This window comes from Paenibacillus sp. BAC0078, from assembly GCF_054483875.1.
Genome location: NZ_JBTLRW010000008.1, coordinates 56,487 through 80,374, shown reverse-complemented (window position 1 = coordinate 80,374; position 23,888 = coordinate 56,487). Strand labels below are relative to the sequence as shown.

The 23,888-nt window shown below is 51.7% G+C and carries 25 protein-coding genes; 2 read left to right on the top strand and 23 right to left on the bottom strand.

Going from position 1 to position 23,888, the window contains the following annotated elements:
• Positions 1-76: 76 nt before the first annotated feature.
• The 12 genes from ftsY to ACX1DY_RS16350 form a co-directional block, all read right to left on the bottom strand.
• On the bottom strand, positions 77-1,075 hold the full coding sequence (gene ftsY, locus ACX1DY_RS16405) for a signal recognition particle-docking protein FtsY (RefSeq protein WP_458965265.1): 999 nt from the start codon (positions 1,073-1,075) through the stop codon (positions 77-79).
• Between the two features lie 28 nt (positions 1,076-1,103).
• Complete coding sequence (gene smc / locus ACX1DY_RS16400) at positions 1,104-4,673, bottom strand: chromosome segregation protein SMC (protein WP_458965264.1); 3,570 nt, start codon at positions 4,671-4,673, stop codon at positions 1,104-1,106.
• 247 nt (positions 4,674-4,920) lie between these two features.
• Positions 4,921-5,625: a ribonuclease III gene (rnc, locus tag ACX1DY_RS16395; RefSeq protein ID WP_458965263.1), complete on the bottom strand. Its 705-nt coding sequence runs from the start codon at positions 5,623-5,625 to the stop codon at positions 4,921-4,923.
• 12 nt (positions 5,626-5,637) lie between these two features.
• On the bottom strand, positions 5,638-6,876 hold the full coding sequence (fabF, locus tag ACX1DY_RS16390) for a beta-ketoacyl-ACP synthase II (protein WP_458965262.1): 1,239 nt from the start codon (positions 6,874-6,876) through the stop codon (positions 5,638-5,640).
• 196 nt (positions 6,877-7,072) lie between these two features.
• Positions 7,073-7,306, bottom strand: a complete 234-nt coding sequence (locus tag ACX1DY_RS16385) for an acyl carrier protein (protein WP_019911228.1) — start codon at positions 7,304-7,306, stop codon at positions 7,073-7,075.
• 123 nt (positions 7,307-7,429) lie between these two features.
• Positions 7,430-8,179 (bottom strand): 3-oxoacyl-[acyl-carrier-protein] reductase, encoded by a 750-nt coding sequence (fabG, locus tag ACX1DY_RS16380; RefSeq protein ID WP_458965261.1) that lies wholly within the window; start codon positions 8,177-8,179, stop codon positions 7,430-7,432.
• A 47-nt stretch (positions 8,180-8,226) separates the two neighbouring features.
• Entirely contained in the window at positions 8,227-9,150 is a 924-nt protein-coding gene (gene fabD, locus ACX1DY_RS16375) for an ACP S-malonyltransferase (RefSeq protein WP_458965260.1), read from the bottom strand.
• Between the two features lie 34 nt (positions 9,151-9,184).
• Positions 9,185-10,174 carry a beta-ketoacyl-ACP synthase III gene (locus ACX1DY_RS16370; RefSeq protein ID WP_458965259.1) on the bottom strand — a complete coding sequence of 330 codons (990 nt, stop codon included), beginning with the start codon at positions 10,172-10,174 and terminating at the stop codon, positions 9,185-9,187.
• 8 nt (positions 10,175-10,182) lie between these two features.
• Positions 10,183-11,172 (bottom strand): phosphate acyltransferase PlsX, encoded by a 990-nt coding sequence (gene plsX / locus ACX1DY_RS16365; protein ID WP_458965258.1) that lies wholly within the window; start codon positions 11,170-11,172, stop codon positions 10,183-10,185.
• Positions 11,156-11,752 (bottom strand): transcription factor FapR, encoded by a 597-nt coding sequence (gene fapR, locus ACX1DY_RS16360; RefSeq protein ID WP_458965257.1) that lies wholly within the window; start codon positions 11,750-11,752, stop codon positions 11,156-11,158. The genes plsX and fapR overlap by 17 nt, the downstream gene beginning before the upstream one ends.
• A gap of 268 nt (positions 11,753-12,020) precedes the next feature.
• Positions 12,021-12,194 carry a 50S ribosomal protein L32 gene (gene rpmF, locus ACX1DY_RS16355; RefSeq protein ID WP_019911234.1) on the bottom strand — a complete coding sequence of 58 codons (174 nt, stop codon included), beginning with the start codon at positions 12,192-12,194 and terminating at the stop codon, positions 12,021-12,023.
• Between the two features lie 52 nt (positions 12,195-12,246).
• Positions 12,247-12,768, bottom strand: coding sequence for a YceD family protein (locus ACX1DY_RS16350; RefSeq protein WP_458965256.1), 522 nt, complete (start codon positions 12,766-12,768; stop codon positions 12,247-12,249).
• A 148-nt stretch (positions 12,769-12,916) separates the two neighbouring features.
• On the opposite strand from ACX1DY_RS16350, the gene ACX1DY_RS16345 reads away from it, so the two are divergent.
• Positions 12,917-14,155: a nucleotidyltransferase gene (locus tag ACX1DY_RS16345; protein WP_458965255.1), complete on the top strand. Its 1,239-nt coding sequence runs from the start codon at positions 12,917-12,919 to the stop codon at positions 14,153-14,155.
• Here ACX1DY_RS16345 and ACX1DY_RS16340 read toward each other — a convergent pair.
• The gene (locus tag ACX1DY_RS16340; RefSeq protein WP_458965254.1) at positions 14,145-15,182 is read right to left on the bottom strand and encodes a SepM family pheromone-processing serine protease; all 1,038 of its coding nucleotides are present in this window, start codon (positions 15,180-15,182) and stop codon (positions 14,145-14,147) included. The genes ACX1DY_RS16345 and ACX1DY_RS16340 overlap by 11 nt on opposite strands.
• A gap of 185 nt (positions 15,183-15,367) precedes the next feature.
• On the opposite strand from ACX1DY_RS16340, the gene ACX1DY_RS16335 reads away from it, so the two are divergent.
• Positions 15,368-16,600 carry a nucleoside recognition domain-containing protein gene (locus ACX1DY_RS16335; RefSeq protein ID WP_458965253.1) on the top strand — a complete coding sequence of 411 codons (1,233 nt, stop codon included), beginning with the start codon at positions 15,368-15,370 and terminating at the stop codon, positions 16,598-16,600.
• On the opposite strand, the gene coaD is transcribed toward ACX1DY_RS16335, so the two are convergent.
• From coaD to ACX1DY_RS16285, 10 genes are all read right to left on the bottom strand, one after another.
• Positions 16,572-17,090 (bottom strand): pantetheine-phosphate adenylyltransferase, encoded by a 519-nt coding sequence (gene coaD, locus ACX1DY_RS16330; RefSeq protein WP_458965252.1) that lies wholly within the window; start codon positions 17,088-17,090, stop codon positions 16,572-16,574. The genes ACX1DY_RS16335 and coaD overlap by 29 nt on opposite strands.
• On the bottom strand, positions 17,074-17,682 hold the full coding sequence (gene rsmD / locus ACX1DY_RS16325; RefSeq protein WP_458965251.1) for a 16S rRNA (guanine(966)-N(2))-methyltransferase RsmD: 609 nt from the start codon (positions 17,680-17,682) through the stop codon (positions 17,074-17,076). Before rsmD ends, coaD begins: the two co-directional genes overlap by 17 nt.
• Positions 17,683-18,057: 375 nt before the next feature.
• On the bottom strand, positions 18,058-18,396 hold the full coding sequence (locus ACX1DY_RS16320) for a hypothetical protein (RefSeq protein ID WP_458965250.1): 339 nt from the start codon (positions 18,394-18,396) through the stop codon (positions 18,058-18,060).
• Positions 18,397-18,489: 93 nt separating this feature from the next.
• Entirely contained in the window at positions 18,490-18,954 is a 465-nt protein-coding gene (locus ACX1DY_RS16315; RefSeq protein ID WP_458965249.1) for a ferritin-like domain-containing protein, read from the bottom strand.
• Positions 18,955-19,056: 102 nt separating this feature from the next.
• Positions 19,057-19,995 carry a cysteine synthase A gene (gene cysK / locus ACX1DY_RS16310; RefSeq protein WP_458965248.1) on the bottom strand — a complete coding sequence of 313 codons (939 nt, stop codon included), beginning with the start codon at positions 19,993-19,995 and terminating at the stop codon, positions 19,057-19,059.
• Positions 19,996-20,014: 19 nt separating this feature from the next.
• The gene (locus tag ACX1DY_RS16305; protein ID WP_458965247.1) at positions 20,015-21,733 is read right to left on the bottom strand and encodes an alpha/beta fold hydrolase; all 1,719 of its coding nucleotides are present in this window, start codon (positions 21,731-21,733) and stop codon (positions 20,015-20,017) included.
• 162 nt (positions 21,734-21,895) lie between these two features.
• Entirely contained in the window at positions 21,896-22,030 is a 135-nt protein-coding gene (locus tag ACX1DY_RS16300; RefSeq protein ID WP_458965246.1) for a YjcZ family sporulation protein, read from the bottom strand.
• Between the two features lie 173 nt (positions 22,031-22,203).
• Positions 22,204-22,626, bottom strand: coding sequence for a hypothetical protein (locus ACX1DY_RS16295; RefSeq protein ID WP_458965245.1), 423 nt, complete (start codon positions 22,624-22,626; stop codon positions 22,204-22,206).
• A gap of 123 nt (positions 22,627-22,749) precedes the next feature.
• A complete protein-coding gene (locus ACX1DY_RS16290; RefSeq protein ID WP_458965244.1) occupies positions 22,750-23,028 on the bottom strand; it encodes a holin in 279 nt (92 codons plus the stop codon).
• Positions 23,010-23,837: a glucosaminidase domain-containing protein gene (locus ACX1DY_RS16285; RefSeq protein ID WP_458965243.1), complete on the bottom strand. Its 828-nt coding sequence runs from the start codon at positions 23,835-23,837 to the stop codon at positions 23,010-23,012. Before ACX1DY_RS16285 ends, ACX1DY_RS16290 begins: the two co-directional genes overlap by 19 nt.
• Positions 23,838-23,888 lie beyond the last annotated feature (51 nt).

Below are 23,888 nucleotides of genomic sequence, written 5' to 3'. Positions count from 1 at the left end.
TTCTACATAATTTTGTAAAAAAAGAAGCCATACTCCATGAACAGAGTACAGCTTCTTAAAGAACCGCTAGTTGTTATTACTCCTGCTCTTCCTTCTGTGCTTCCTCGGCAATCATGCCGGCGAACAGAGCGTGGACAAATTGGGTGGAATCAAACGGCTGTAAATCCTCCATTTTCTCCCCGAGACCCACCAGCTTCACCGGCAGGTTCATCTCTTGACGGATCGCTACGACAATTCCGCCTTTGGCCGTACCATCAAGCTTGGTCAGCACCAGACCGGTAACACCGCTTTTTTCTCCAAAAAGCTTGGCTTGCGTCAGAGCATTCTGCCCTGTAGTCGCATCCAGCACCATCAGCACTTCGTGCGGCGCACTTGGAATTTCGCGCTGAATGACCCGGAAAATCTTGTTCAGCTCTTCCATCAAATTACTCTTATTCTGCAGTCTGCCTGCGGTGTCGCAGATCAGCACGTCCACGTTGCGCTGCTTGGCAGCTTGAACAGCATCGAACATCACTGCAGCCGGATCAGAACCCGCTTGCTGCTTGATTACGTCCACGCCAGCCCGCTGACCCCATACCTCAAGCTGCTCTATAGCCCCTGCGCGGAAGGTATCACCTGCTGCCAGCAGAACTTTTTTACCCTCCTGCTTATAGCGGTGAGCCAGCTTGCCGATGGTTGTTGTCTTGCCGACTCCGTTCACACCAACGAACAAAATAACGGTAATTCCATTGGGATTTTCCTTCAGACTATTATCATCATCGCCACGCAGCAGCTCCATCAGCTTGCGGGAGAGAATAGGCTGAAGCTCCGAGGCATCCTCAATCCGCTTCTGCTTCACTTCGGCACGCAGCTCTTCAACCAGTACCATAACCGTGTTCACACCGACGTCGGCCCCGATCAGGATCTCTTCTAATTCCTCGTAGAACTCTTCATCTATTTTTTTGCGGCGGATAATGAGATCCGATACCCGCTCAACGAACCCTTTGCGTGTCTTCTCCAGACCGTCGCGGAACTGTTTCGTTACACTTTCCGTTTTGCCGGCGATGCTTTCTTTCAATTTTCTAAAAAAGCTCATATTGTTCCTCCTAAAAGTTTTGTGAGCGTTAGGCAATCTCCGCTTCCTCATCCTCCAGCTTAACAGAGACTAGCTTGGATACCCCGCCTTCTTCCATCGTCACACCATAGAGCACATCCGCTTCCTCCATCGTGCCTTTGCGGTGGGTGACTACGATAAACTGCGTTTGTCCCGAGAACTCCCGCAGATATTGGGCGAACCGCACAACATTGGCTTCATCCAGCGCCGCTTCAACCTCATCCAGCACGCAGAACGGCACAGGCTTAACCTGCAGAATCGCGAACAGCAGTGCCATTGCAGTCAGAGCTCGTTCTCCGCCGGACAACAATTGAAGGTTTTGCAGCTTTTTACCTGGAGGCTGTGCGACAATATCAATCCCCGTATCAAGCAAATGCTCGGGGTCAAGCAGCATCAGATCCGCCCGGCCGCCGCCAAACAGCTTTGTGAAAACCGTGCCAAACTGGCGACGGATCGCATCAAAGGTCAGCTTGAAGCGTTTGGACATCTCCTCTTCCATCTCACGAATTACATGGTAAAGGGTGGTTTTGGCTTCCACCAGATCATCCTTCTGTCCGCTGAGGAAGGTATACCGTTCATGTACACGCTGGTATTCCTCAATCGCACCCAGATTAACCTCGCCCAGAGAAGAAATGCTTCGTTTCAGCCGCTGTACCTCCGCCTGTGCCGCCGGCACATCCTCAGGTACAGGATAACGCTGCTTCGCCAGCTCATAGCTTAGCTCATAATCGTCGCTCAGCTTGCGGAGAATATTATCCAGCTCGACATCCAGCCGGCCCACGGCAACCTCCGTTGAGCGGAGCTTGTCTTCGACCGTTCTCAATGCTTGCCGCTGATCTTTGGTCTCGCCTTCGGCAATTTCCAGCTTACGTGTCAAGGCTGCACGTTCGGCTCTTGCCAAATCAAGCTTAGCGGCTGTATCTTCTTTCTTCAGCTTGTAGCTGTTCAGGTCTTCTTTCTGTTTCACGGCTTCACGGGCGTTTTCTTCCAAATCCTGTTCGATAGTCATCAGGAGGCTGCGGCTCTGGCGCAGCTCTTTATCCTGCGAGCCGGCATCCTGCCTCATCCGACGCAGTTGCTCTTCAAGGGAGAAGATTTCCTGATCCTGCTTGCCCTCTGTCACCTTCATGCCGGTCAGCTTGCTCTGCAGCTCTTCCTTGGCCGACTCGCTGGCCTTACGGGCAGTTTCGGCATTGCGGATCTCCTCATGCGCGGTCTTCTCTTCCTTCTCCAGCCGCTCCAGCTCGGCGACCGCCTGCTTGCGGCTTTCCTCCAGCGTGCGTACCTCGTTCTCAAAGCTGCTGCGCTCCGCTCCGGCACCTTCCACTTGCTCCTGCACGTGGCGCAGCTCCTGTTCAAGCTGCTTCAAATCACCGGAGACACGCTGTTCCTCCAGACGTTTCTCGTCCCCGTCATGCCGCAGCTCTTCCAGCTTCCGGGCAGCATTCTCCTGCTCTTCCCGCAGACGGCTGATCCCCTGCTTCAGCTTGGAGATTTGGCGCTCACTCTCCTCGATCTCGCTGAACAACTGGTCTAGCTGACGTTTGCGGCTTAACAGGCTGTTGTTCTTCTTGTGCTGGCTGCCCCCGGTCATGGAACCGCCCGCATTCACTACATCGCCTTCCAGTGTAACCACTCTATAGCGATATTGGCACTTAGCCGCGATCCGGTTGGCCTGCTCCAGACTTTCAGCAATAACAACATTGCCAAGCAGACTTCCTACAATACTTGCATACTTGTCTGCAAATCCCACCAGCTCAGAACCGATCCCGACAAAACCATCCGCGCCTTCCACCATACTAAGGTCGCTTCCGCTAATCTGCCGGGGCCGGATGACATCCAGCGGCAAGAAGGTAGCCCGTCCAAGCTGGCGCTGCTTTAGAAAAGCAATGGCTTGCCGGGACACGGCTTCGTTATCCATGACCACATGCTGCAGCGAAGCGCCCAGCGCGGTCTCAACCGCCATCTCCAGCTTCTCAGGAACCGAGATAAGCTCCGCGACAGCGCCGTGCACACCACTCAGTTGGCCTTTGCGCGCTCCCTTCAGCACCTCTTTGACTCCGAGCATGAAGCCATCGAAGTCATCTTGCATTTCCTTCATCGTCTCATGCCGGGACACCTGGGCTTCGCGCTTCTGCTCCCATTTGCGCAGTCCGCCTTGCGTCTCCTCCAGCAGCTTCTGGCGTTTACTGGTCTGCTCGCTCTCGGTAATGTACGCATTACGGAGAGTGCCAATCTCTTTGCCCAGTCCGGCAATCTTATCCTTAAGACCTGTATGGGCGGAAGTCAACTCCTGCAGGCGGGCAGTCCATTTGCCGCTTTCTTCCTCGCTGCGGCTCATCCGCCGCTCCAGGCTCTCCTTCTGTTGGTCCGCATAACGAATTTCGTTGCGGGCCTGCGCCATTAGGTTCATCAGCTCCAGAAGAGCGCTCTTCAGCTTTTCTTCCTTGCTCTGGCTAATCCCGCCGCTGACGCCCTCCAGCCGGGATTCCTCATCTGCGATCTGCTTCCGCAGCTCCTCCAGGGCCTGCCGGGTCATCTTCAGCTTATGCTCCAGCTCCGCAAGCTCGCGCTGCCGGTCGGCTGAACGCTCGCCTACAGAACCGAGCGTAGCCATAAGCTGCTCCCGGTTGTTCTCAAGGTTGCGTCTGCGTTCCTTGAGCAGCTCGCCGTACCCTTCGCTTTTTTCGTTGGCTTCACTGTACCGCAGGAGCTGCTCCTGCAGCTTCTCTACTTCTTCCTCCAGCGTCCGCAGCTCGGAACGCCCGCTTTCCAGCTTGGCATCATGGGCCGAGACAACGGTAGACAACTGAAGCTGTTCGCTGCGCAGAACTTCCAGCCGGTCATTGCCTTCCTTCCAGGCGGTATGTATCCCTTCGATCTGATGGACATATACGGAAATCTCCAGTTGCTTAAGCTGCTCCCGCAGCTCCTTGTAGCGGATTGCCTTCTCGGATTGATCCTTAAGTGGTCCGATCTGATCTTCCAGCTCACTGATGAGGTCATGAATACGGAGCAAATTCTGCTCTGTTTCATCCAGCTTGCGGCCGGCGTCTTTCTTACGTGATTTATATTTAACGATACCTGAGGCCTCTTCAAATATGCCGCGGCGATCCTCGGAACGGGTACTGAGTATTTCTTCGATCCGGCCTTGTCCGATAATTGAATAAGCCTCGCGTCCGATCCCGGTATCCATGAACAGCTCTGTGATATCCTTCAGCCGGCAAGCCTGCTTGTTGATCAAATATTCACTTTCACCACTGCGGTGCACACGGCGCGTTACAGTCACTTCGCTGAAATCCAGCGGCAGCGCGTGATCCTCATTATCCAGCGTCAGCGACACTTCACCGTAATTGACCGCTTTACGCGCATCGCTGCCTGCAAAAATAATATCCTCCATCTTGCCGCCGCGCAGCGACTTGGCGCTTTGTTCGCCCAGCACCCAGCGAATGCCATCGGAAATATTGCTCTTTCCGCTGCCATTCGGGCCTACTACAGCTGTAATGCCGCGCACAAATTCCATTTCCGTTTTATCGGCAAATGATTTAAAGCCAGCTAATTCAATCCGTTTCAAAAACATAACTCGCCTATCACCTCTGCCCCATTATACCATAGCGATTTAAAGCCTAAAATAGCCCTTGAAACCGAAGAAACCATTGATATCATACAAAAATCCCTACCTCAGCACTGATTCGAAAAAGAGCAGCAAAGGTCTGACTTCCGCCTCTGCGCCGGCATTCAGACCACTTGCTGCTCTCCTCCGTCTGCTACTCTATGCAGCCCCTTTAGCGCGGGCCTGATTTCATCTTATCTGGCAAAATGAGCACTTATGCGCCATCTTCCTTCAGATGTAAAAGTGCCGCCGCCGCAGCCTGCTGCTCCGCTTCCTTCTTGGAACGGCCGCTTCCTTTACCAAGTGACTGGCCCGACATATACACTTCAGAGACGAATTCCCGTTCATGTGCCGGTCCGCGTTCTTCAATAATCCGATATTCCAGCGTGCCCAAACCGTGATGCTGTATCAGCTCCTGAAGCTCCGTCTTGAAATCGCTCATCTGCATTTGCAGCTTACCGTCCGTTTCCACCAGCGGGAACACATGATTATCCAGGAACTTCCGGGCCGTTTCAAGGCCCTGGTCCAGATAAAGCGCTCCCACGAAGGATTCAAACACATCGGCCAGCAAGGCCGGGCGGGTTCTGCCGCCCGTAAGTTCTTCCCCTTTACCCAATAGTACATAGCGGCCAAAGCCCAGGCTCTCCGCAAATCTGACCAGCGAAGGCTCGCATACAATTGCAGCCCGCAGCTTGGTCAGCTCTCCCTCAGGCCTGTCCGGCAGCAAGTTGTACAAATATTCTGACACCGTAAGCTCCAGAACCGCGTCGCCAAGAAACTCCAGACGTTCGTTGTCCTGGTGCTGGTTGAAACGGTGTTCATTCACATAAGACGCGTGGGTAAAGGCCTGCTTCAGGAGTACAGCATCGTGAAATTGGATTTGAAGTTGGCTTTGTAACTGCTTCAGGTCTCCTTTCACTGCACTGTCCCCTTACTGATTGTATTTTTTGAGAATAACGGTCGCGTTATGTCCTCCGAACCCGAATGAATTCGACATGGCGATGTTAAGCTCCGCCTCACGTGGAACATTAGGAACATAGTCCAGATCACATTCCGGGTCGGGATTGTCCAAATTGATGGTTGGAGCAATCATGTTCTTTTGCAGAGACAGTCCGCAAATAATCGCTTCCACGCCTCCGGCAGCACCAAGCAAATGGCCTGTCATTGATTTGGTGGAGCTGATCGCAACCTTATAGGCATGATCTCCCAGAGCCTTCTTGACGGCAGCCGTTTCCGACCGGTCTCCTACAGGCGTGGAAGTGCCATGCGCATTAATGTAATCGATCTCTTCAGGTGCAATGCCGGCATCGCGGATTGCCATCTTCATGCAGCGTGCCGCACCATCCGGATCAGGCTCAGTCATGTGATGGGCATCAGCGCTCAGTCCATAGCCGATAACCTCCGCATAAATCTTCGCCCCACGCTTCTCGGCATGCTCCAGTGATTCCAGAATCAGAATACCGGCACCCTCACCCATGACAAAACCGTCACGGTCAACGTCAAACGGGCGGCTGGCCTTCTCAGGCGCATCGTTGCGTGAAGACATGGCTCTCATTGCACAAAAGCCTGCCATCCCTGTCGGACGGATCGTTGCTTCAGAACCGCCGCAGATCATCGCATCCGCATCTCCGCGCTGGATCAGCCGGAAGGATTCCCCAATGGAATGGCTTCCTGTTGCACATGCTGTCACTGTTGTCGTATTCGGGCCTTTGGCTCCGAAACTAATGGATAGCTGGCCTGAACCCATGTTCGCAATCATCATCGGAATAAAGAACGGGCTGACCCGTTTCGGCCCCTTTTCCAAAAGAAGGTTGTGATTATCTTCCCAAGTGCCCAGACCACCGATACCGGAGCCGACAGATACACCGATTCTGTCCGCATCAATGTCTTCACCGATCTTAAGTCCACTGTCCTTCAACGCTTCTTGGCCGGCAGCCAGGGCAAACTGGACAAACCGGTCCATCTTGCGCGCTTCCTTGCGGCCAAACAACGCTTCGGGATCAAAATCTTTAATTGAAGCTGCAATTTGGGTAGGGTACTCACTGACATCAAAGGAATCAACCATTGATACTCCGGATTTGCCGCTCATCAGACTATCCCAGAATGTATCCAAATCCTTACCCAGTGACGTCATCACGCCCATACCGGTAACAACCACTCTATGACTCAAACGCAATCACCCCATCTGTAGGCTGTATCTTCTTAAGTAGAAACTATATAAACTTCAGTCGCCGCATGATTGTACAATCAGCGGTTCTGTTATTTTCCCTGTAAAGGTGCAGCTCGCATCCTTCGGCATAGCCTTGGCGCTATAAAATGAGGAGAAGTCCCGCCCTGAAAGGAACGGGACTCTCAATCATATGACTCTAGGTATGAGATTGTATGTACTTCACAACTTCACCCACGGTCGTAATCTTCTCTGCATCTTCATCAGAGATTTCCATGTCGAATTCATCTTCCAATTCCATAACCAATTCTACAACATCAAGAGAATCAGCACCTAAATCATCTTTGAAAGACGCTTCTAATGTTACCTCAGCTTCATCGGCACCTAAGCGGTCGATGACAATGCGTTTTACACGCTCCAATACATCGGACATCCGGTTCACCTCCTCTTTTGGTATTATACGAGATATGAAGTCAAAATACCATAGAGCACCAAAAACGCTTTCCGGCCGCTCCGCTTCTCTTCCCCCGTAACATTTTTACTGCTTTTTTTGGCCTTACATGTACATTCCGCCATCCACGTGAAGTGTCTGTCCTGTCATGTAGGTTGCCCCTTCCGAGGCCAGGAATACAACCGCCATAGCAATGTCCTCCGGCCGCCCAAGTCTGGCAAGGGGAATCCCCTTCTCATACTCGCTGCGGACTTCATCGGACAGCGCATGCGTCATTTCGGTGTCGATAAACCCGGGAGCGATACAGTTCACCGTAATGCCCCGGGAAGCCAGCTCACGCGCAGCCGACTTGGTCATCCCAATGATGCCTGCTTTGGCGGCGGAATAGTTCACCTGGCCGGCATTTCCAATCACGCCAATCACCGAAGAAATATTGATGATCCGGCCGTAACGCTGCTTCATCATCGGGCGGGTAACTGATTTCAGACAGTTGAACACGCCTTTGAGATTCGTTTCGATGACCTGGTCAAATTCTTCTTCCTTCATCCGCATAATGAGATTGTCCCGGGTAATACCGGCATTATTGACAAGAATGTCTATTTTGCCCCAGGTGTTAATGACCTCTTTTACCAAATCCTCCGCCTGCTGGCTGTTGCCGACATCGCCTTTGAGGGCAATGCCCTCCGAGCCAAGCTCGTTGATGCGGGCCACAGTCTCCTGCGCTGCCGCTTCGTTGCCGGAATAATTCACGGCCACCTTCACGCCATATTCCGCAAGCAGCAGCGCAATACTGCGGCCAATGCCGCGTGATCCGCCTGTGACAAGTGCCGTCTGGCCTTTTAATGCTGAGAACATGCTATATTCCCCCTTTATCCATTGCACTCACTCGATTATACCTAAGCCTACAAGCCCGCCTGAGCACTTTCCAGACTGTTAATATTGACAACCTTGACGTTCTTGTCAATTTTACGGATCAAGCCTGCCAGCACACTGCCGGAGCCGATCTCCACGAAAGTATCCACTCCCGCAGCAATCAGTTGTTCTACGCTATCCTGCCAGAGCACCGGCGAGAACACCTGACGCACCAGAAGCTCACGGATTTCTTCCGGATCTGTAACCGGAGCTGCCGTGACATTGACAACCACAGGCATAGCGGGAGCATTAAAGGTTACTTTCCCCAGCTCAGCAGCCAGCCGCTCCGCAGCCTCCTTCATTAAGGAGGAGTGGAAAGGGCCGCTTACTTCAAGCGGAATCGCCCGTTTGCCGCCGATTTCCTTGACGCGCTCAGCAACGGCGTTAACGCCGGCCAGGGAACCGGAGACGACAATCTGTCCAGGGCAGTTGACGTTAGCCAGCTCCACAGGGCTGCCATCCTCCGAAATGCTGCGGCATAATCCAGCCAGTGCCTCGCGCTCTGCACCAAGCACAGCTGCCATAGCGCCTTGTCCGCCCGGAACCGCCTCTTCCATGAAGCGTCCGCGCAGGCGCACCAGGCTGACCGCATCCTCATAAGACAGCACTCCGGCGGCTACCAGGGCGCTGTATTCGCCCAGACTGTGACCGGCAACATAATCCGGCTTCACTCCATGTTCACGAAGCGCCTCCAGATAAGCTACGCTTGTCGTAACAAGTGCAGGCTGTGTATTGGCTGTCTGTTTCAGCTCGCTGTCCGGTCCTTCAAAAATAAGGCGGCTTAGCGGAAACCCAAGCACCTCATCGCCCTTCTCAAACACCGCACGGCTGTGTGGAACAGCATCATATACATCTTTACCCATACCGACTGCTTGTGCACCTTGACCGGGAAAGATAAATGCGATTTTACCCATAAATGTGAACTCCTTCTCATTGAGGTCTCGGGAATTACCAGATCAGTACAGAAGCGCCCCATGTGAGACCGCCGCCAAAGCCGACCATCAGCACAGTGTCGCCTTCCTTCATCCGGCCTTCTTCTGCAGCTTCAACCAGCGCAAGCGGAATCGACGCCGCAGATGTATTGGCGTATTTATCAACATTGATTACGCATTTCTCAGGCGGCAGCTCCAGGCGCTGCATCGCGGATTGAATGATACGGATATTTGCCTGATGCGGAACGAACAGATCAATATTCTCCTTGCCGAGTCCCGCTTTGGTAAGAACGCGTTCTGTAGCCGTGCCCATAACCCGCACTGCGAATTTGAAAACCTCACGGCCGTTCATATAAATGAAATGCTTCTTGTCTTCAACGGTCTGGTGAGAAGCTGGCAGACGCGAACCGCCTGCTTCCATCTTCAGCAGACTGCCCCCGGAGCCTTCCGCGCCAAGATCGAAGGACTGGAAGCCTCTTCCTTCCGGAACCTCGCCGATAATAACGGCGCCGGCACCATCGCCGAACAATACGCAGGTGTTGCGGTCACTATAATCCGTAATCCGTGACAAGGTGTCCGCACCGATAACCAGAGCATTGTTATACATGCCATTCTGGATAAAACCTGTTGCCGTTGCCAGACTGTATACGAACCCGGAGCAGGCTGCCGACAAGTCGAATGCCGCTGCGCCTTTCGCTCCCAGCTTGTCCTGCAGAATGCAGGCCGTTGAAGGGAAGGTGCTATCCGGTGTAACGGTCGCTACTATAATAAGATCCAAATCTTCAGCCTTCATGCCTGCTGAATCCAGCGCCTTGAGCGCGGCTTCATAAGCCAGATCCGAGGTTGCTTCATGCGGAGCGGCAATGTGCCGTTCCCGAATCCCTGTGCGGGTGACGATCCATTCATCATTGGTTTCGACGATCTTTTCAAGATCGCTGTTCGTTAAAATTCGCTCAGGCACGTACTTTCCTGTGCCGATAATCCCTACCGGGCGCAACTGTTTCATGTTTTCACTCACTTCCCGCTAATTTCCTTCGATATGCTGGATACCAATTCCGCCTGCAATGCAATCCGCGCTTGTCTGACTGCATTCTTCACCGCATTGCCGTCAGATGAGCCATGTCCCTTCACTACCAGCCCGCTCAGGCCAAGAAGCGGTGCACCGCCGTGCTCCTTGTAATCCATTTTGCCCTTGAGGCCTCTAAGCTCCGGCATCAGCAGACCCGCACCCAGCTTGGTCTTGAGCGACTTGCTGAATTGCTCCTTCAGCAGTGAGAACATCGCTCCTGCCGTACCTTCCATTGTCTTCAGCAATATGTTGCCGGCAAAGCCGTCGCAGACAAGCACATCACAGCTTCCTGTCAGCACATCACGGGCCTCAACGTTGCCGACAAAATGGATGCCCTCCAGTGCTTCCAGCAGCGGATATGCCTCCTTGGTCAATTCATTGCCTTTGCCCGGTTCTGTGCCTACGTTCAGCAGTCCGACACGCGGATTAGACATGCCGTGCACCTTCCTGCGGTAGATGCTGCCCATCAGCGCGTATTGCACCAGATGCTGCGGCTTCGCATCCATATTGGCTCCAAGATCCAGGGCCAGCACACCGACATCATCCAGGGTCGGAATCATCGGGGCCAGCGCAGGACGCTCTATACCCTGCATTCTCCCCACGATCAGCAGCCCAGTAGTCATCAGGGCGCCGGTGTTCCCGGAGGAAATCATCGCATCCGCTTCACCATCGTGCACCATACGTCCGGCAACCACCATGGATGAATCCTTTTTACGGCGGACCGCCTTCACCGGCTCTTCATCGGAACCGATCACATCCCCTGCATGACGTACAGTCACATTGGACGGTTTATTCTTCAGCAGCGGTTCAAGCCTGGCTTCGTCGCCGACAAGAACGATCTGCGTGTCACCCCATTCCGCGGCTGCGGACAATGCGCCTTCTACATTGCATTCGGGTGCGTTGTCCCCACCCATCGCATCAATGGCGATCAGCACTGCGGTTTCCCCCTTCGCTGTATTCTTCGACTGCGGACCGGTACACTACGAAATGGCCCTGAAATACCAGTTCTTCTCCGACATAGGTAAATACGTCCACTTCAGCTTTGCCGTTCCGGCCTGCGAGTGAACGCACCTGCGCTTTGGCAATACATTTTTCACCCAAACGGACCATACGGACAAAACGGATATCGGCGGAAGCCGTCAGGGCAATCTCGTCATTGATAACCGCAACCGCCAGCGAGTTGGCTTGGGCAAATACATAGTGGCCGCGAGCAATTCCGTTTCTGGAGAACACATGCTCCTCACGGATCTCAAATATGGAAATACCGCTGCGGTCCAGCTGTAAGTCTACAATATCACCGATCACTTCGTCTGCAGGCAATGAGCGCACCTGATCATAGGAATGCTCTGCCATCTGCTTCATCCGCTCGCGCAGCTCAGGAATCCCCAGCTCCATCCGGTCCAGCCGGATCGTCTGAATGCTGACTTTCAGCTGACGGGTCAGCTCCCGGTCAGTCACAAAAGGATTGCCTTCGATGATCTGCAGCAGTTGTTGCTGACGCTCTTTCTTGGACATCCGCTCTATGGCGGCTCACCTCCTGGCACATGCAAAAAAGCATTCGGCCGTGAGAATGGCCGCTGTCGTAATAGCTATATGGTTATAAGTAACATTTAGAACCAGGTACTAATATGTAGTATAAAGCATGCCGCTGCAAAAATAAAGCATTGACTTCAAACCATTAGACAAATGTGGCTCCGGTCACTGTTCTTTTACCTAAAACATTCTTCTATTTTCAAAAAAAATAACACCTCACCGGCAGATGAGGTGCTACTTTTATTAAAAACTATTGTTTGATGATCTCTCTTGCCTTGTAAGTTCCGCAAACTTTGCATACGTGGTGAGCCAGTTTCAGCTCTCCGCATTGTTCGCATTTCACCATGCCCGGCACAACCAGTTTGAAGTGGGTGCGGCGTTTGTCACGGCGTGTTTTGGACGTTCTCCGTTGAGGTACTGCCATTGTGTTACACCTCCTAGTTCCGTTTTAACCCGTTATCACTCGGGATTTGTTCTTAGTCATCTTGCTTGGTAAAGAATCCTTTCAACGCAGCGAGTCTTGGATCGACCACTGTGTTGTCGCAACTGCAGGTGCCTTCGTTCAAATTTTGTCCGCATGTCTGACAAAGACCAAGACAGTCTGCCTTGCACAATACCGAATCCGGCAAGTGCAGTACGAAGTTTTCTTCCACGAACGGGACAAGATCCACAATCTCATCCTCGATGTAAATGAGATCCTCATCTTCATCTTCGGGAAGAAGCGGCTGCTTAAGCCATTTGAAAGTCTCAGCAAAAGGAATATTCAATTTACTGTTAACCTCTGTAAGGCAACGTGCACATAACATGTCCACATTCCCGTTCAATTTCCCCACCACGTTCACACAATCGGTGCCCGCGGGCAGCGCTTTAAGGTCCACTGAAAGTGGTGCAACAGCAAAAATATCCTTTCGCCCTTTGACAAGCTCACTGACATCCATCGTTTCTTGAATATGCAGAGGCTCGTCGGCATTAGCCAATTTGCGAAAGTGAATCTTCATAAGTATCACTCCAAACAAACAAAATTTATTATACCTATTATTACCGAACTTTGTCAACCGTTTTCCCTTTATATTGTTTCAAAGGGAGAGACAAATTATGATATAACTAATCAGAATCCTATCAATCCAGATGCGGAGTGAACCAAACGTGACTACGGTCGGCATTATTGCAGAGTACAATCCTTTACATAACGGGCATGTCCACCACTTTGAAGCGTCCAAAAAATTGTCCGGAGCGGACAGCGCGATTGTGGTCATGAGTGGTCCGTTCACCCAGCGCGGCGAGCCGGCGGCGGTAAGCAAGCAGGCCCGCACGGAGATGGCGCTCCATATGGGCGCCGACCTCGTGCTTGAGCTGCCGGTGGCGTATGCCGTTCAACCGGCAGAATGGTTCGCCTTCGGAGCAGTAGCACTGCTGGAAGCGACCGGGGTCGTGGACAGCTTGTGCTTCGGCTCCGAAGCAGGCACTTTGAGCGCGCTGCTGCCACTGGCCGGCTTCCTGGCCGAAGAGAGCAGCGCGCTCCGGGGCGAGATCCGCCGCCGGATGGCGCTCGGAGCGAGCTTCCCCGCCGCGTACAGCGCAGCGGCGGCAGCGGCCTGGGAAGGGTCTTTCATGGGAGATGAAAGACCCTTTGATGCGGCAGAGCTGTTGCGCCAGCCGAACAACAGCCTCGGCCTGCACTATCTGATCGCGCTGCGGCGGCTCGGCAGCGCGATTCAGCCATTAACTGTGCCGCGTACCGGCGCAGGCTTCCATGACCCGCTGCAGAGCGGGTCATCCATTGCCAGTGCCACAGCAATCCGCAGGCTGCTGGCAGAGGGCGGGTCGCCTGCGGATTATATGCCGGATTATAGCATATCCATCCTGGAGAGGGAGCATGCGGCAGGCAGAGGTCCGCTGAATCTGGAGAGCTTCCGGATTCAGCTTCGCCATTTGCTCTCTACCCGCACAGCCTCTGAGCTGCGCGTTCTGCAGGATATGAATGAAGGACTGGAGCACCGGCTGCTGCGGATTCTTCCGGCACTGCCCCAGTTCTCCGTAAGCGGACTGCTGGAAGCGCTGAAAAGCAAGCGCTACACCCACACCAGACTGCAGCGTCTGCTGCTCCATATTCTGCTGAATCATAGCAAAGCAGAAATGACGCCCGCTAAGCTAGCGCAAGGACCCGGGTATATCCGGGTCCTTGGCTTTCGGGAGAGCGGGCGAAAGCTGCTCAAGAGAATGAAGCACAGCGCAGCTTGGCCTGTTGTTACAAGCCCTGCACACTTCTCCCATCCTATGCTGGAATGGGACCTGCAGGCAGCGTCCGCTTATGCGGGAGCGTTCGCTAATCCACTGCGTACAGATCTGTTCCACGATTATTTACAGCCGCCGGTCAGGGTTTGACCGGCAGCTCCTCCATATATTTCAGCGCTTCAGCCAGCGTGGATACAGGCACAAGCTTCATTGACGTGCCTATTGCATCCGCCTTGGCCTTGGCTTCGTCATAATTTTTGACCGGCACGAAGAAAATCTCCGCCCCTTTCCGGTCCGCCGCGACGATCTTGTGCTTGACTCCGCCAATTGCTCCTACAGTACCCTCAGCATCTATAGTCCCTGTACCTGCGACCCGGTGGCCTTTAGTTAGATCACCAGGGGTCAGCTGGTTATAAATCTCCATCGTGAACATCAGGCCCGCCGAAGGTCCGCCGACGTCCGTACTGACAAAGCTGACGGTTTTCCCTGGCGCTTTGGGCTCCACCTTTTGAACGGCGCCGATAACAACTCCAAGCCCTGGCTTAGACGCACCAGTCTTCGTATCCTTAACCTCAACAAGCGTGACCTGCTCCTTCACTTCTTTGCCTTCCCGCTGCAGCACAGCCTCTACCTTATCACCGACTTTCCTTGATGACAGAAGTGCGGATAGAGCCTCAGGACCACTTAAAGTCTGTCCTTCAACGCTGATGATTTTATCGCCAGGCTTGAACTGCTCCTGATTGCCTGTTACCGGGACCGAAAACACAAATAAATAATCCACAACGTCTTCATAGGGGATATTGGCCGCATGGTAAGCCGCCTGTACAGCATACGACTGCGAGCTGTCCATGTAATAGACCTGTTCAGCCGCATACTCCTGCTCTGTTTTATCCCCCAGGCGCGTCTCTTTAAGGACGATTTCGGCATTGGAATTAAATACAGAAGCGATCAGCAGGGCCACATTGGCGTAACTCGCGGACACCGTGGTCATCATGAACATCCCCCGTTCACTAGAATCGGCATTCTGTACATGAATCATCGGAGCCACCTCGGAGGCACTGCCCGGCTGATAAACAATGTAAGGCGTATTCATAAAAACAACCACATAGAGAATAACCACGAATGTGAACAAGTAGGCTGTGGCGCGGAATCCTACCCGGCGTTTCGGTTGCCTCACTGCTTTTCCCTTCTTTCCCACGGCACTATGCTATACATTCGAATAATCCAGAGTGTGAACTTATTCATTATCCTTGGATTTTATTAATACAAGCATTTCGACTGTGGCATGATGGTTGTCTTGGCTGCATAAATTGATAACAGCCTTTAGGCTATTGTCTATGCTATGAAGAGGTGATGCTCAAAATGAATAACTTTAAAATACACCGGATAACCACAGCTTCTGCGCCCTTCCTGGGCGGAAGCGTCGCCATTCTGCTCGCCATTGCCATCGTCTCGGCGCCGGAGTCCGCATTTGCGGCATCCCTGCAGGGTCTTAAGCTCTGGTGGACTATCGTTTTCCCGGCCTTGCTGCCCTTCCTGATCCTGTCCGAAATGCTGACCGCCTCAGGTCTGGTGCACGGTATAGGTGTGCTGCTGGAGCCGCTCATGAAGCGGCTGTTCCGGCTGCCGGGAGCCGGCGGCTGGACGCTGGCGCTGGGAATGGCCGCAGGATTTCCCGCCGGAGCCGGCGGGGTGATGCAACTGCACAAACAAGGCAGCATTACGGACAAGGAGGCCGGACGGATGGCCGCGCTGGTCCATTTCGCCAGTCCGGTTACCTTGCTTATCGTGGTGGGCGCAGCCTTTTTGCACAATCCTGCAGCGGGGTATGCCCTGCTGGCCATTCACTGGCTTGCAGGACTGGCCTCAGGGTTTACCGCCGCTCTGGTTGGCGGACAATCAAAGAAGCAAGCTGTATCCACTAAGGCAGGGGCAAACCGCAAACAGGCCTCTTTGCTGAAACGTGTACATCTTGCAGCCTTAACAGCCCGTTCACAGGATGGCCGCAGCTTCGGCAGGCTGCTCGGTGAATCTGTTGGTTCCGCAGTGCAAAATCTGATGATCGTTGGCGGTTATATGATTATATTCGCTGTAGTTATCAATATTGCCTCAACTGCATTTCCGCAGTTGCCTGCGGCATTGCCGGCAAGTCTGCTGGAGATTCATCTTGGCGCAAATGCCCTTGCTTCCGTAGGAACAACGGCTGATCTCTCAGACTCCTCGGGCATCATTGGAGCAGCTATGCTGTCTGCAGCCCTGGGCTGGAGCGGAATTTGCGGACAATTACAAGCATTAACGGTACTGAAACAGGCCGGAGTCCGGTTTTTGCCTTTTGCCGCCGGCCGGCTGCTGCACGGGACATTCGCCTTCCTGTTCACCATGCTGCTGTGGAAGCCATTGCTGAGCTTACACCCGGCTGTCCTGCCTGCGGTTGCAGCTCCAGAAGCTGACTGGCCCTCCGGCACGCTAAATCCTTTGACCGTCTGGAGCACTCTGCCGCAGCTGTTTGGGCTGCAATCGCTTCTGTTGCTGCTATTAGCAGCTCTCTCCGGGGCCGTTTATGTTATTACTTGGCTCCGCCGTCCAGCCGGTTGAATTTGAGCTTCATTGCCTGTTCCACCTCTGGCGTCACAAAATCGGAGACGTCCCCGCCAAAATGGGCAATTTCCTTGACTACGCTGGAGCTAAGATAGGAATATTTAGGATTAGTCATCATAAATATCGTTTCGGCATCAGGGTCGAGATTATGATTGATAGAAGCGTTCTGCAGTTCATACTCGAAATCGGTGACCGTGCGGATTCCCCGGACGATCACCTGGGCATCCTTTTGCCGGACATAATGAACCAGCAGGTCACGGAAGCTGTCTACCTCCACATTCGGGATATCCACAGTAGCCTGACGCAAAAGCTCCGTACGCTCTTCAACCGAGAATAGCGGATTCTTGCTTAAATTGTTAAGTACGGCAACAATCAGTCTGTCGAACTGTTTGGCTGCGCGCTGAATAATATCCATGTGTCCCAGCGTCACCGGATCAAAGGTTCCCGGATAGATGGCGACACGTTCTTTTCTAATTTGCAGACTCATCGTTTCCCTCCTTACCGCTCTCTTCTTCGTGAAGAGGCGCGGCTTCAAACTCATAAATAGATACTGTTGTTTCTCCATATACAGCCTGCCGCGTTCTATAGAATCCCGGAATATTCTCCGGATATTCATAGCCCGATTCATGCTCCAGCACGATAACCGCGCCCAAGCTCAGCAGTCCTTTCTGAACCATTGTCAGCATCAATTCATCCCCGTGCTTCATCCGGTACGGAGGGTCCAGGAAAACAAGATCAAATGCCCTTCCCCGTTTCTCCAGCGCACTTAAGGCCCTTCCGGCGTCATTGCGGTAGACCTCTGCCTGTTCCTCCAGCTTGGCCGCCTTCAGATTCGCGCGTACTGTATCAATGCTCTTCTGCTCCATATCCACAAAAACCGCGCTATCCATTCCTCTGCTCAAGGCTTCAATCCCCAATCCGCCTGTCCCGGCGAACAAATCCAGTGCAGCTCCCCCTTCAAAATAAGGGCCGATTATGCTGAATATCGCTTCTTTCACCTTGTCGGTTGTGGGCCGCGTTCCGTTGCCCGGAACACTTTTCAAAGGTCTGCCCTTTGCACTTCCCGATACAACTCTCACCAATCATTCACCCGCTCTTGTATCTCTGTTAGTTATGCCGTATGAGGCATAAGTCCAAGCCTATAGTACCACAATTGTCCGTTGAAATAAAAAGAATGTCTTTATGTGTCATATTTAGGGGACGGCAGATTTTTTCAGACTGTCTATGTATAAGAATGGGACCCCAGGGACATCATGTAACTATCGACATCACAAAATGTCGTAGACAACCGCGGAGCAGGCTTACGTTTCCCCATAAGCTCTTCGTCCGGTTTCTCCTCTCCCATGAAAGGGCACCCCGAAAGGGGTGCCCGATTTTATGCGTATAACACCGTTAATCCGTATTAATTTGGTTATAAAAAAAGCCCGGCACCTGACCGTGCCGGACTGGTAAAGTTATTTGATTCGCTTAAGCTGGGCTTCCTGTTCGATGGACCGGGCCGAGAGCAGTTCAATGATCCGATGCTGATTCTCAAGAATGGATTCTATATTGATAACCCGTTCATTTGTTTCTAACACAGCACGTTTAATCAAATGCTGATCTTCTTCAATACGGCTAAGATGCTCATCAATTTGTTCAAAATGCTCATCAAATTGGCCAAGTCGCTCATCTATTTGGCCGAGATACTGATTCACACCGTTCAATCTTTCATCCGTCCGGTCCAACCGTTCATTCACAGGAACTAATTCTTCCCGTATAACCGACCGCAATGCCTGAGCCAAATCATTATCCATGCGCTCCGCTCCTTGAGACTTAATATATTGATTGTACCAAAATCAAACTGCTTATACTAGTTGAGAAATTAGGGCGTTCACATGCTATTACCTTTATTTGTTTTTGGCGTACAGCCAGTTATAATAACCGGCATGCTTGATCTCGTCCGTCATAATCTCGAAGATCCAGTCCCGGTACAGGGGATTGATATGCAAATACAGGGTACGATATTTCTCAAACGCTTTTAGCTCACCTAAAAGTGCTTTTTCAATGCCCTCCAAATAACTTGCCGGCAGCTCTTCTACTGCTTCTTCCGCAGCCGGGGGAGCCATTCCGGTTAACTGGGTATATAAGTTTCTGAACATAGCCCTGTGTTTTCTTTCATCATTGCGGATGCCGATAATGACCTCTCTTTCCTGCTCAGTGGGGGCAAGTTTGATAAGAAAGTCATAGAACACTTCATCGTTACGTTCACCTTGAATGGATTGCTCAATCAGCTTAAGCACCATATCGTCGTTCCGATAATACACCCGGTTGGTCAGATTGGGGTAAACAGCATAATAAGGTTGATAATTCATTTCAGATGACACCGCCTTAGGCTAAAGTACGAACACTGGTTACAGGATATTCACCCATAAACCAAAGGGTACCTGTCAGCTATGGCGGGCCGTTTCAATCTGTCATCCCTCATCTTCAAAAAGCGGTGTAGACAAGTATCGTTCTCCGGTATCCGGGAGAATGACAACGATATTCTTACCTTTATTCTCCGGACGTTTGGCGATCTCAGCAGCGGCGTATACGGCGGCCCCGGATGAAATACCCACAAGCAGGCCTTCGGTTCTGGCAATGCTCCGTGCTGTTTCGAATGCAGCCTCATTCTTCACCTGGAAGATTTCATCGACAACTCCATAATTGAAATTATCCGGCACAAAATTTGCTCCGATGCCCTGTATCTTGTGTGCGTTTGGTTTCCCTCCCGATAGAACTGGTGAGTCCGCTGGTTCAACGGCAATGATCTGTACATCCGGTTTTCTTGCTTTCAGAACTTCCCCGACACCGGAGACAGTGCCCCCCGTACCCACTCCCGCCACAAAGATGTCAACTTCACCTCCGGTATCTCTCCAAATCTCCTCTGCAGTAGTCTCACGGTGGATCTGTGGATTAGCCGGATTGCTGAATTGCTGGGGAATAAACGAATGGGGCGTCGCGGCCGCCAGTTGTTCGGCTTTTTTGACCGCACCAAGCATCCCTTCAGCTCCCGGAGTCAGTACCAGCTCTGCGCCAAGTGCTCTGAGCAGCTTGCGGCGTTCCACACTGAACGTTTCCGGCAGCACAATGATCAGCTTATAGCCAAGAGCGGCTGCGGCAAAAGCAAGGCCAATTCCTGTGTTTCCGCTTGTAGGCTCGATCAGAACAGAATCCTTATGGATCAATCCTTTGGCTTCAGCGTCTTTGATCATAGCAAAACCGATGCGGTCCTTAACGCTTCCTGCCGGGTTGAAGTATTCCAGTTTGCCGATCAGTCTGGCCGGGATCTGGTGGCTTTTCCCGTAATTCGCTAACTCGAATAGCGGAGTGTTTCCAATCAGTTCTGTCAGGTTCTTCGAAATATTAGGCAAATTTATCCCTCCAATAAAATTACTGATGCGCTTCAATCCATTCACCAATATCGGTAATTACCTGTGAATCTACCATGCCGGGAATATTATACTCCGCAGTTGTTCCTGCACCTGCTCCATCATAATTAACGAAGAAATGATTAAGGCCCGGGTACAGCTTAAATGAAGCTGCGGCATCACCTTTCAGAACTTCCTTCCAAAGCTGAAAATCTTTATCCGCATAGACCTGGAAATCATCACTGCCCTGGAGTACAATCACCGGCTTGGTCAGCTTGCGGGCCAGATCCGCCGTACTATGTGAATCCATCTCCTTGAAATAGTATGCAGGAACATTGAACACACTTGGAGCTGTCAACGCTTGCTCAAGAGTTAACGCAGACAATGATTTTGCTTTGGTAAGTTCAGCATCGAGAGCTGCATTAGCCTGTGCCTTGAGCGGATTGGTATCCTCCATTGCATTAATGACAGCCTTGTTCTGGTCGTACATAATTTCCCATAGGCTTCTCGGTGAGCCTGCCAGCATAATCAATCCGGCAAAATCTCCGCCATCGGCATCAATTCTCGGTGCCAGCATTCCGCCAAGACTATGACCGGCCAAATAGACTTTACCTGGGTCTAACCGCTTGTCCTGCTTAAGCAGCTTGGATGCGGCAATGGCGTCCTCCACCGTTTCTTCCTTAACAGTTATACGGGCCCCCGCAGCTCCTGTAAATTCCTGAGGATATGCATGAGTCCGCTTATCGTAGCGAATGACAGCAATGCCTTGCCGGGCAAGTCCATATGCAATATCACGGAAAGGTTTATACCCATAAGCAGTTTCGTCATAATCCGAAGCGCCGGAGCCTTGAACAAGAACCACAGAAGGCAGCAGATGAGCCGCATTCTTAGGCAGTGTCAGCATGCCTTTGAGCGGATGTGCCGTTCCTGCACCGACAGTAACCTCCTCCTCTGTTACCCCCTCAGGAAGCTTAAGCTCCGGTGCTGTGACTGAGGTGGCAGGAAGCGAGAACCGAAGGCTGATTATTTTACCACTGCTGTTGACGGTTGTGGTGATGACCAAATCCCCCTTGGCAAAAGAGGCAGTACCCGTAATGGCAATCTGGACATTCTCTCGGCTGCTGCTGGATACGGAACTCAGCTTAATAAAATCTCCATATGAAGCAGTTATACTCTCCCAAGCCTGCTGAAGCGCCGCTGCCGGAAGGGCTTTTTTCGCATCCTCACTAAAATAACGCTGCGATAGTACCTCATATTTTCCCGAGGCAAGCAGATTTGCAACCGTCTCCGAGTAATTTTGCGGAGTGTTCACTGCGGCTTGGGCTGAGACTGAATCATACGATGTGACTAATCCCATAGCGTTGAATAATGCTAGCGGGACATAAATGCGGTTGTTCTGCTGAACAGCCTTGCCATCAATTACAAGCTTGTCCTTTCCGTTAATGATCACTTCACTGCCGCCCAGCTTCAGTGTTAACTGCTGCCCCTTGCGGCTTATTTGCAGAAGCTTGTCTTTCTTACTATAAGCGACTTCCAAACCAAGCGCTTTACCTGCCGTACCAATAGGTACCATTACTGTATTTCCGGTTACATAAGGGGCTCCGCCGGCTGGAAACTTCAGCACCTCATTGTCGACACTGAATTTCACTGTTAGCCCTGCCCCATGTGCGGCTGGTTCCGGCCATGACCATCCCCCAAGCAGCAGAATACAGACTAAGAAGAATGTTACTTTTTTGCTCATCCCAATAATCTCCTCTCTGAAATTACATCCTCTTCTAATACGAATTCATATGGTAAATGGTTCAATTTTTGTTCTGATTAACCGGCTTGTCCGTAGCAGTAGAGCAGAAAAGCGCATTCCCGGCATAATAAGCCCCGGGAACGCGCAGATTGACACACAGCCTTAGATGAAGCAGGAACTCAAAATAATGACCAGCAGGATGAAAAGCACCAGGATCGCAGATGTAGACGTAAAAGGACTAACGTGATGGCCTACATTTTCTACTTCTTTACCGCCATAACCACAATTTGCTCCCATGAGATAACCTCCTTCTGAAAGATCACTACAGAACAGAATATGTACCTTTTTCTTTGGCAGATTGGGCAAAATGGTTTATTTTTTAGGCAAGCTTTATTTACGATTCTCTGTAGTTCCATAAAAAACAGCATCCTGTCATATCCGTGGTTAACGGCTTGACAGGATGCTGGTCATTAATCTGAAACTAAAATACCCTGAAAGCTCTCCGGACCGACACGAACCGTACCGGCAAGGTTCGAGGAAACGAACGCTGTGTAGGTCAATTGCGGGGTGATCGGAGGCAAGAAATCAGCTGCAGAAAATGTGATTACCTGTGGAGCAAGGACACTAAGGCTGAAGGTGGAGGTGGCAGAATAAACCACCGGATCGGTTGGCAGCGTCCCTCTGACAATTGTTATTGTTATACCCACCGGATTAAGCGGCAGTGCTACCGATATCGTACCAGTGAGCAGGACACGCGGGTTAGTTGTTACCCCTGCGGTGATCAAGCCAATTTGACCGAACAATTGCGGAGTATTAAGGATTGTAATTGGAATGGAAATGGAGCCTGAAGTGCTGGCATTCTGCGATGTTCTTGCATCAAGATAAGTTCCCATAAGAGCACCTCCTTTCATCGTTTATACAACATAGTATTCTGAAATCCAGCCGACTGCTTGGTCATATCGACTGTAATCAAAGCCTCTTTCTATGATCCTACCATTTCCTGATATAGGGGCTTATCAATCTTTCTTTGAACCTTCCCTTTTATTGAACGCAAGTTCGAAAAGTCCCGTTGCCGATAACCCTGCAAGCCCCCCTGCCCAAAGGCGCAAAATTAAATTCATGTCCGTAAACGGATACGCCACTGCACCGACAAACAGGCCGATAATTAAGCCAACCGCCGGAACGAGGTTGCGTGGAATCTTCACTGTATTCTTCACCAGCTGCACAAGAGCCATTACAAATACGGCTAAGACTGAAGCAAACGCCAGCACATTATTTAACGCGTCGTTCCCCACTTGGAATCACACCTCCTTTTTGGCTGAAACAGACCCGCCCGGTACAATACGGTAAGTGTTCTGTAAAAATCATAGCTGCCTCCGGCAGGCGTATCCAGGAGGCCGGCATCGACGGCAGCGTTAACCGCAGATTGCGCCCAATCCGGCACATCCATTACTGTTCGTCCCTGGGCTGCAGCAAGCTGCTCCATCACACTCTTTAGAGTCTGGCTTTGCTCCTGAAATCCGGTTGTCAGTATATCTTTGCTCGCAGTAAGTCCGGACAGCAGCAGGCGGAGTTCCTTCAGTTCTGTCTCCAAATGAATTAGTTTCTGTTTATCTTCCGCCGACATCTCATCATCCTCCTTAATTTCATCATATTGGAATAAATTATAGGTATTCATAATTTGTATAAGCTTTGACGCATAATCTGGATCAGTGGCATAACCTGCCGCTGCAATCTCACGGGCAGCAGTTCTCCCGTCCACATTGATGACCCTGCTGTACAGGCTGCGGTTCCAGGACACCCCTCCGAGTATCACGGAAGAATGGTCCGCAATGGATTCACCCCAGTTGTTGTAAGCACGAAAAGCCGCTGAGACCTGGATGGCTTGTCCCTTCCGGTATTCAATGGTCCGCATGGTGATGCTTCCGGCTGGACCGCTGCCTTTTATCCCGAACAGGTTGCCTGCCTTAACAGTTAACCCGCTGCTGCCCCAGCCGGATTCCAGTGCAGCCTGTGCTATCGTCAGTGAAGCCGCAATATGACTGTGCTTCATGTCCGCAACGGCAAAAGGCGCAATTCTGGCAATAAAGTCGTTCTTAGTCATGTCCTCACATCCTTTCTCTATATCTAATGCTTGTTCCGTAAAAATGCGTGT

What these genes read in the sequence shown, in the direction of transcription:
- ftsY (WP_458965265.1), bottom strand. Translation starts at nt 1,075, where the DNA reads ATGAGCTTTTTTAGAAAATTGAAAGAAAGCATCGCCGGCAAAACGGAA.
- smc (WP_458965264.1), bottom strand. Translation starts at nt 4,673, where the DNA reads ATGTTTTTGAAACGGATTGAATTAGCTGGCTTTAAATCATTTGCCGAT.
- ACX1DY_RS16385 (WP_019911228.1), bottom strand. Translation starts at nt 7,306, where the DNA reads ATGTCCGATGTATTGGAGCGTGTAAAACGCATTGTCATCGACCGCTTA.
- fabG (WP_458965261.1), bottom strand. Translation starts at nt 8,179, where the DNA reads ATGTTCTCAGCATTAAAAGGCCAGACGGCACTTGTCACAGGCGGATCA.
- fabD (WP_458965260.1), bottom strand. Translation starts at nt 9,150, where the DNA reads ATGGGTAAAATCGCATTTATCTTTCCCGGTCAAGGTGCACAAGCAGTC.
- ACX1DY_RS16370 (WP_458965259.1), bottom strand. Translation starts at nt 10,174, where the DNA reads ATGAAACAGTTGCGCCCGGTAGGGATTATCGGCACAGGAAAGTACGTG.
- fapR (WP_458965257.1), bottom strand. Translation starts at nt 11,752, where the DNA reads ATGTCCAAGAAAGAGCGTCAGCAACAACTGCTGCAGATCATCGAAGGC.
- rpmF (WP_019911234.1), bottom strand. Translation starts at nt 12,194, where the DNA reads ATGGCAGTACCTCAACGGAGAACGTCCAAAACACGCCGTGACAAACGC.
- ACX1DY_RS16350 (WP_458965256.1), bottom strand. Translation starts at nt 12,768, where the DNA reads ATGAAGATTCACTTTCGCAAATTGGCTAATGCCGACGAGCCTCTGCAT.
- ACX1DY_RS16335 (WP_458965253.1), top strand. Translation starts at nt 15,368, where the DNA reads ATGAATAACTTTAAAATACACCGGATAACCACAGCTTCTGCGCCCTTC.
- coaD (WP_458965252.1), bottom strand. Translation starts at nt 17,090, where the DNA reads ATGAGTCTGCAAATTAGAAAAGAACGTGTCGCCATCTATCCGGGAACC.
- ACX1DY_RS16320 (WP_458965250.1), bottom strand. Translation starts at nt 18,396, where the DNA reads ATGGATAATGATTTGGCTCAGGCATTGCGGTCGGTTATACGGGAAGAA.
- ACX1DY_RS16315 (WP_458965249.1), bottom strand. Translation starts at nt 18,954, where the DNA reads ATGAATTATCAACCTTATTATGCTGTTTACCCCAATCTGACCAACCGG.
- ACX1DY_RS16305 (WP_458965247.1), bottom strand. Translation starts at nt 21,733, where the DNA reads ATGAGCAAAAAAGTAACATTCTTCTTAGTCTGTATTCTGCTGCTTGGG.
- ACX1DY_RS16300 (WP_458965246.1), bottom strand. Translation starts at nt 22,030, where the DNA reads ATGGGAGCAAATTGTGGTTATGGCGGTAAAGAAGTAGAAAATGTAGGC.
- ACX1DY_RS16295 (WP_458965245.1), bottom strand. Translation starts at nt 22,626, where the DNA reads ATGGGAACTTATCTTGATGCAAGAACATCGCAGAATGCCAGCACTTCA.
- ACX1DY_RS16285 (WP_458965243.1), bottom strand. Translation starts at nt 23,837, where the DNA reads ATGACTAAGAACGACTTTATTGCCAGAATTGCGCCTTTTGCCGTTGCG.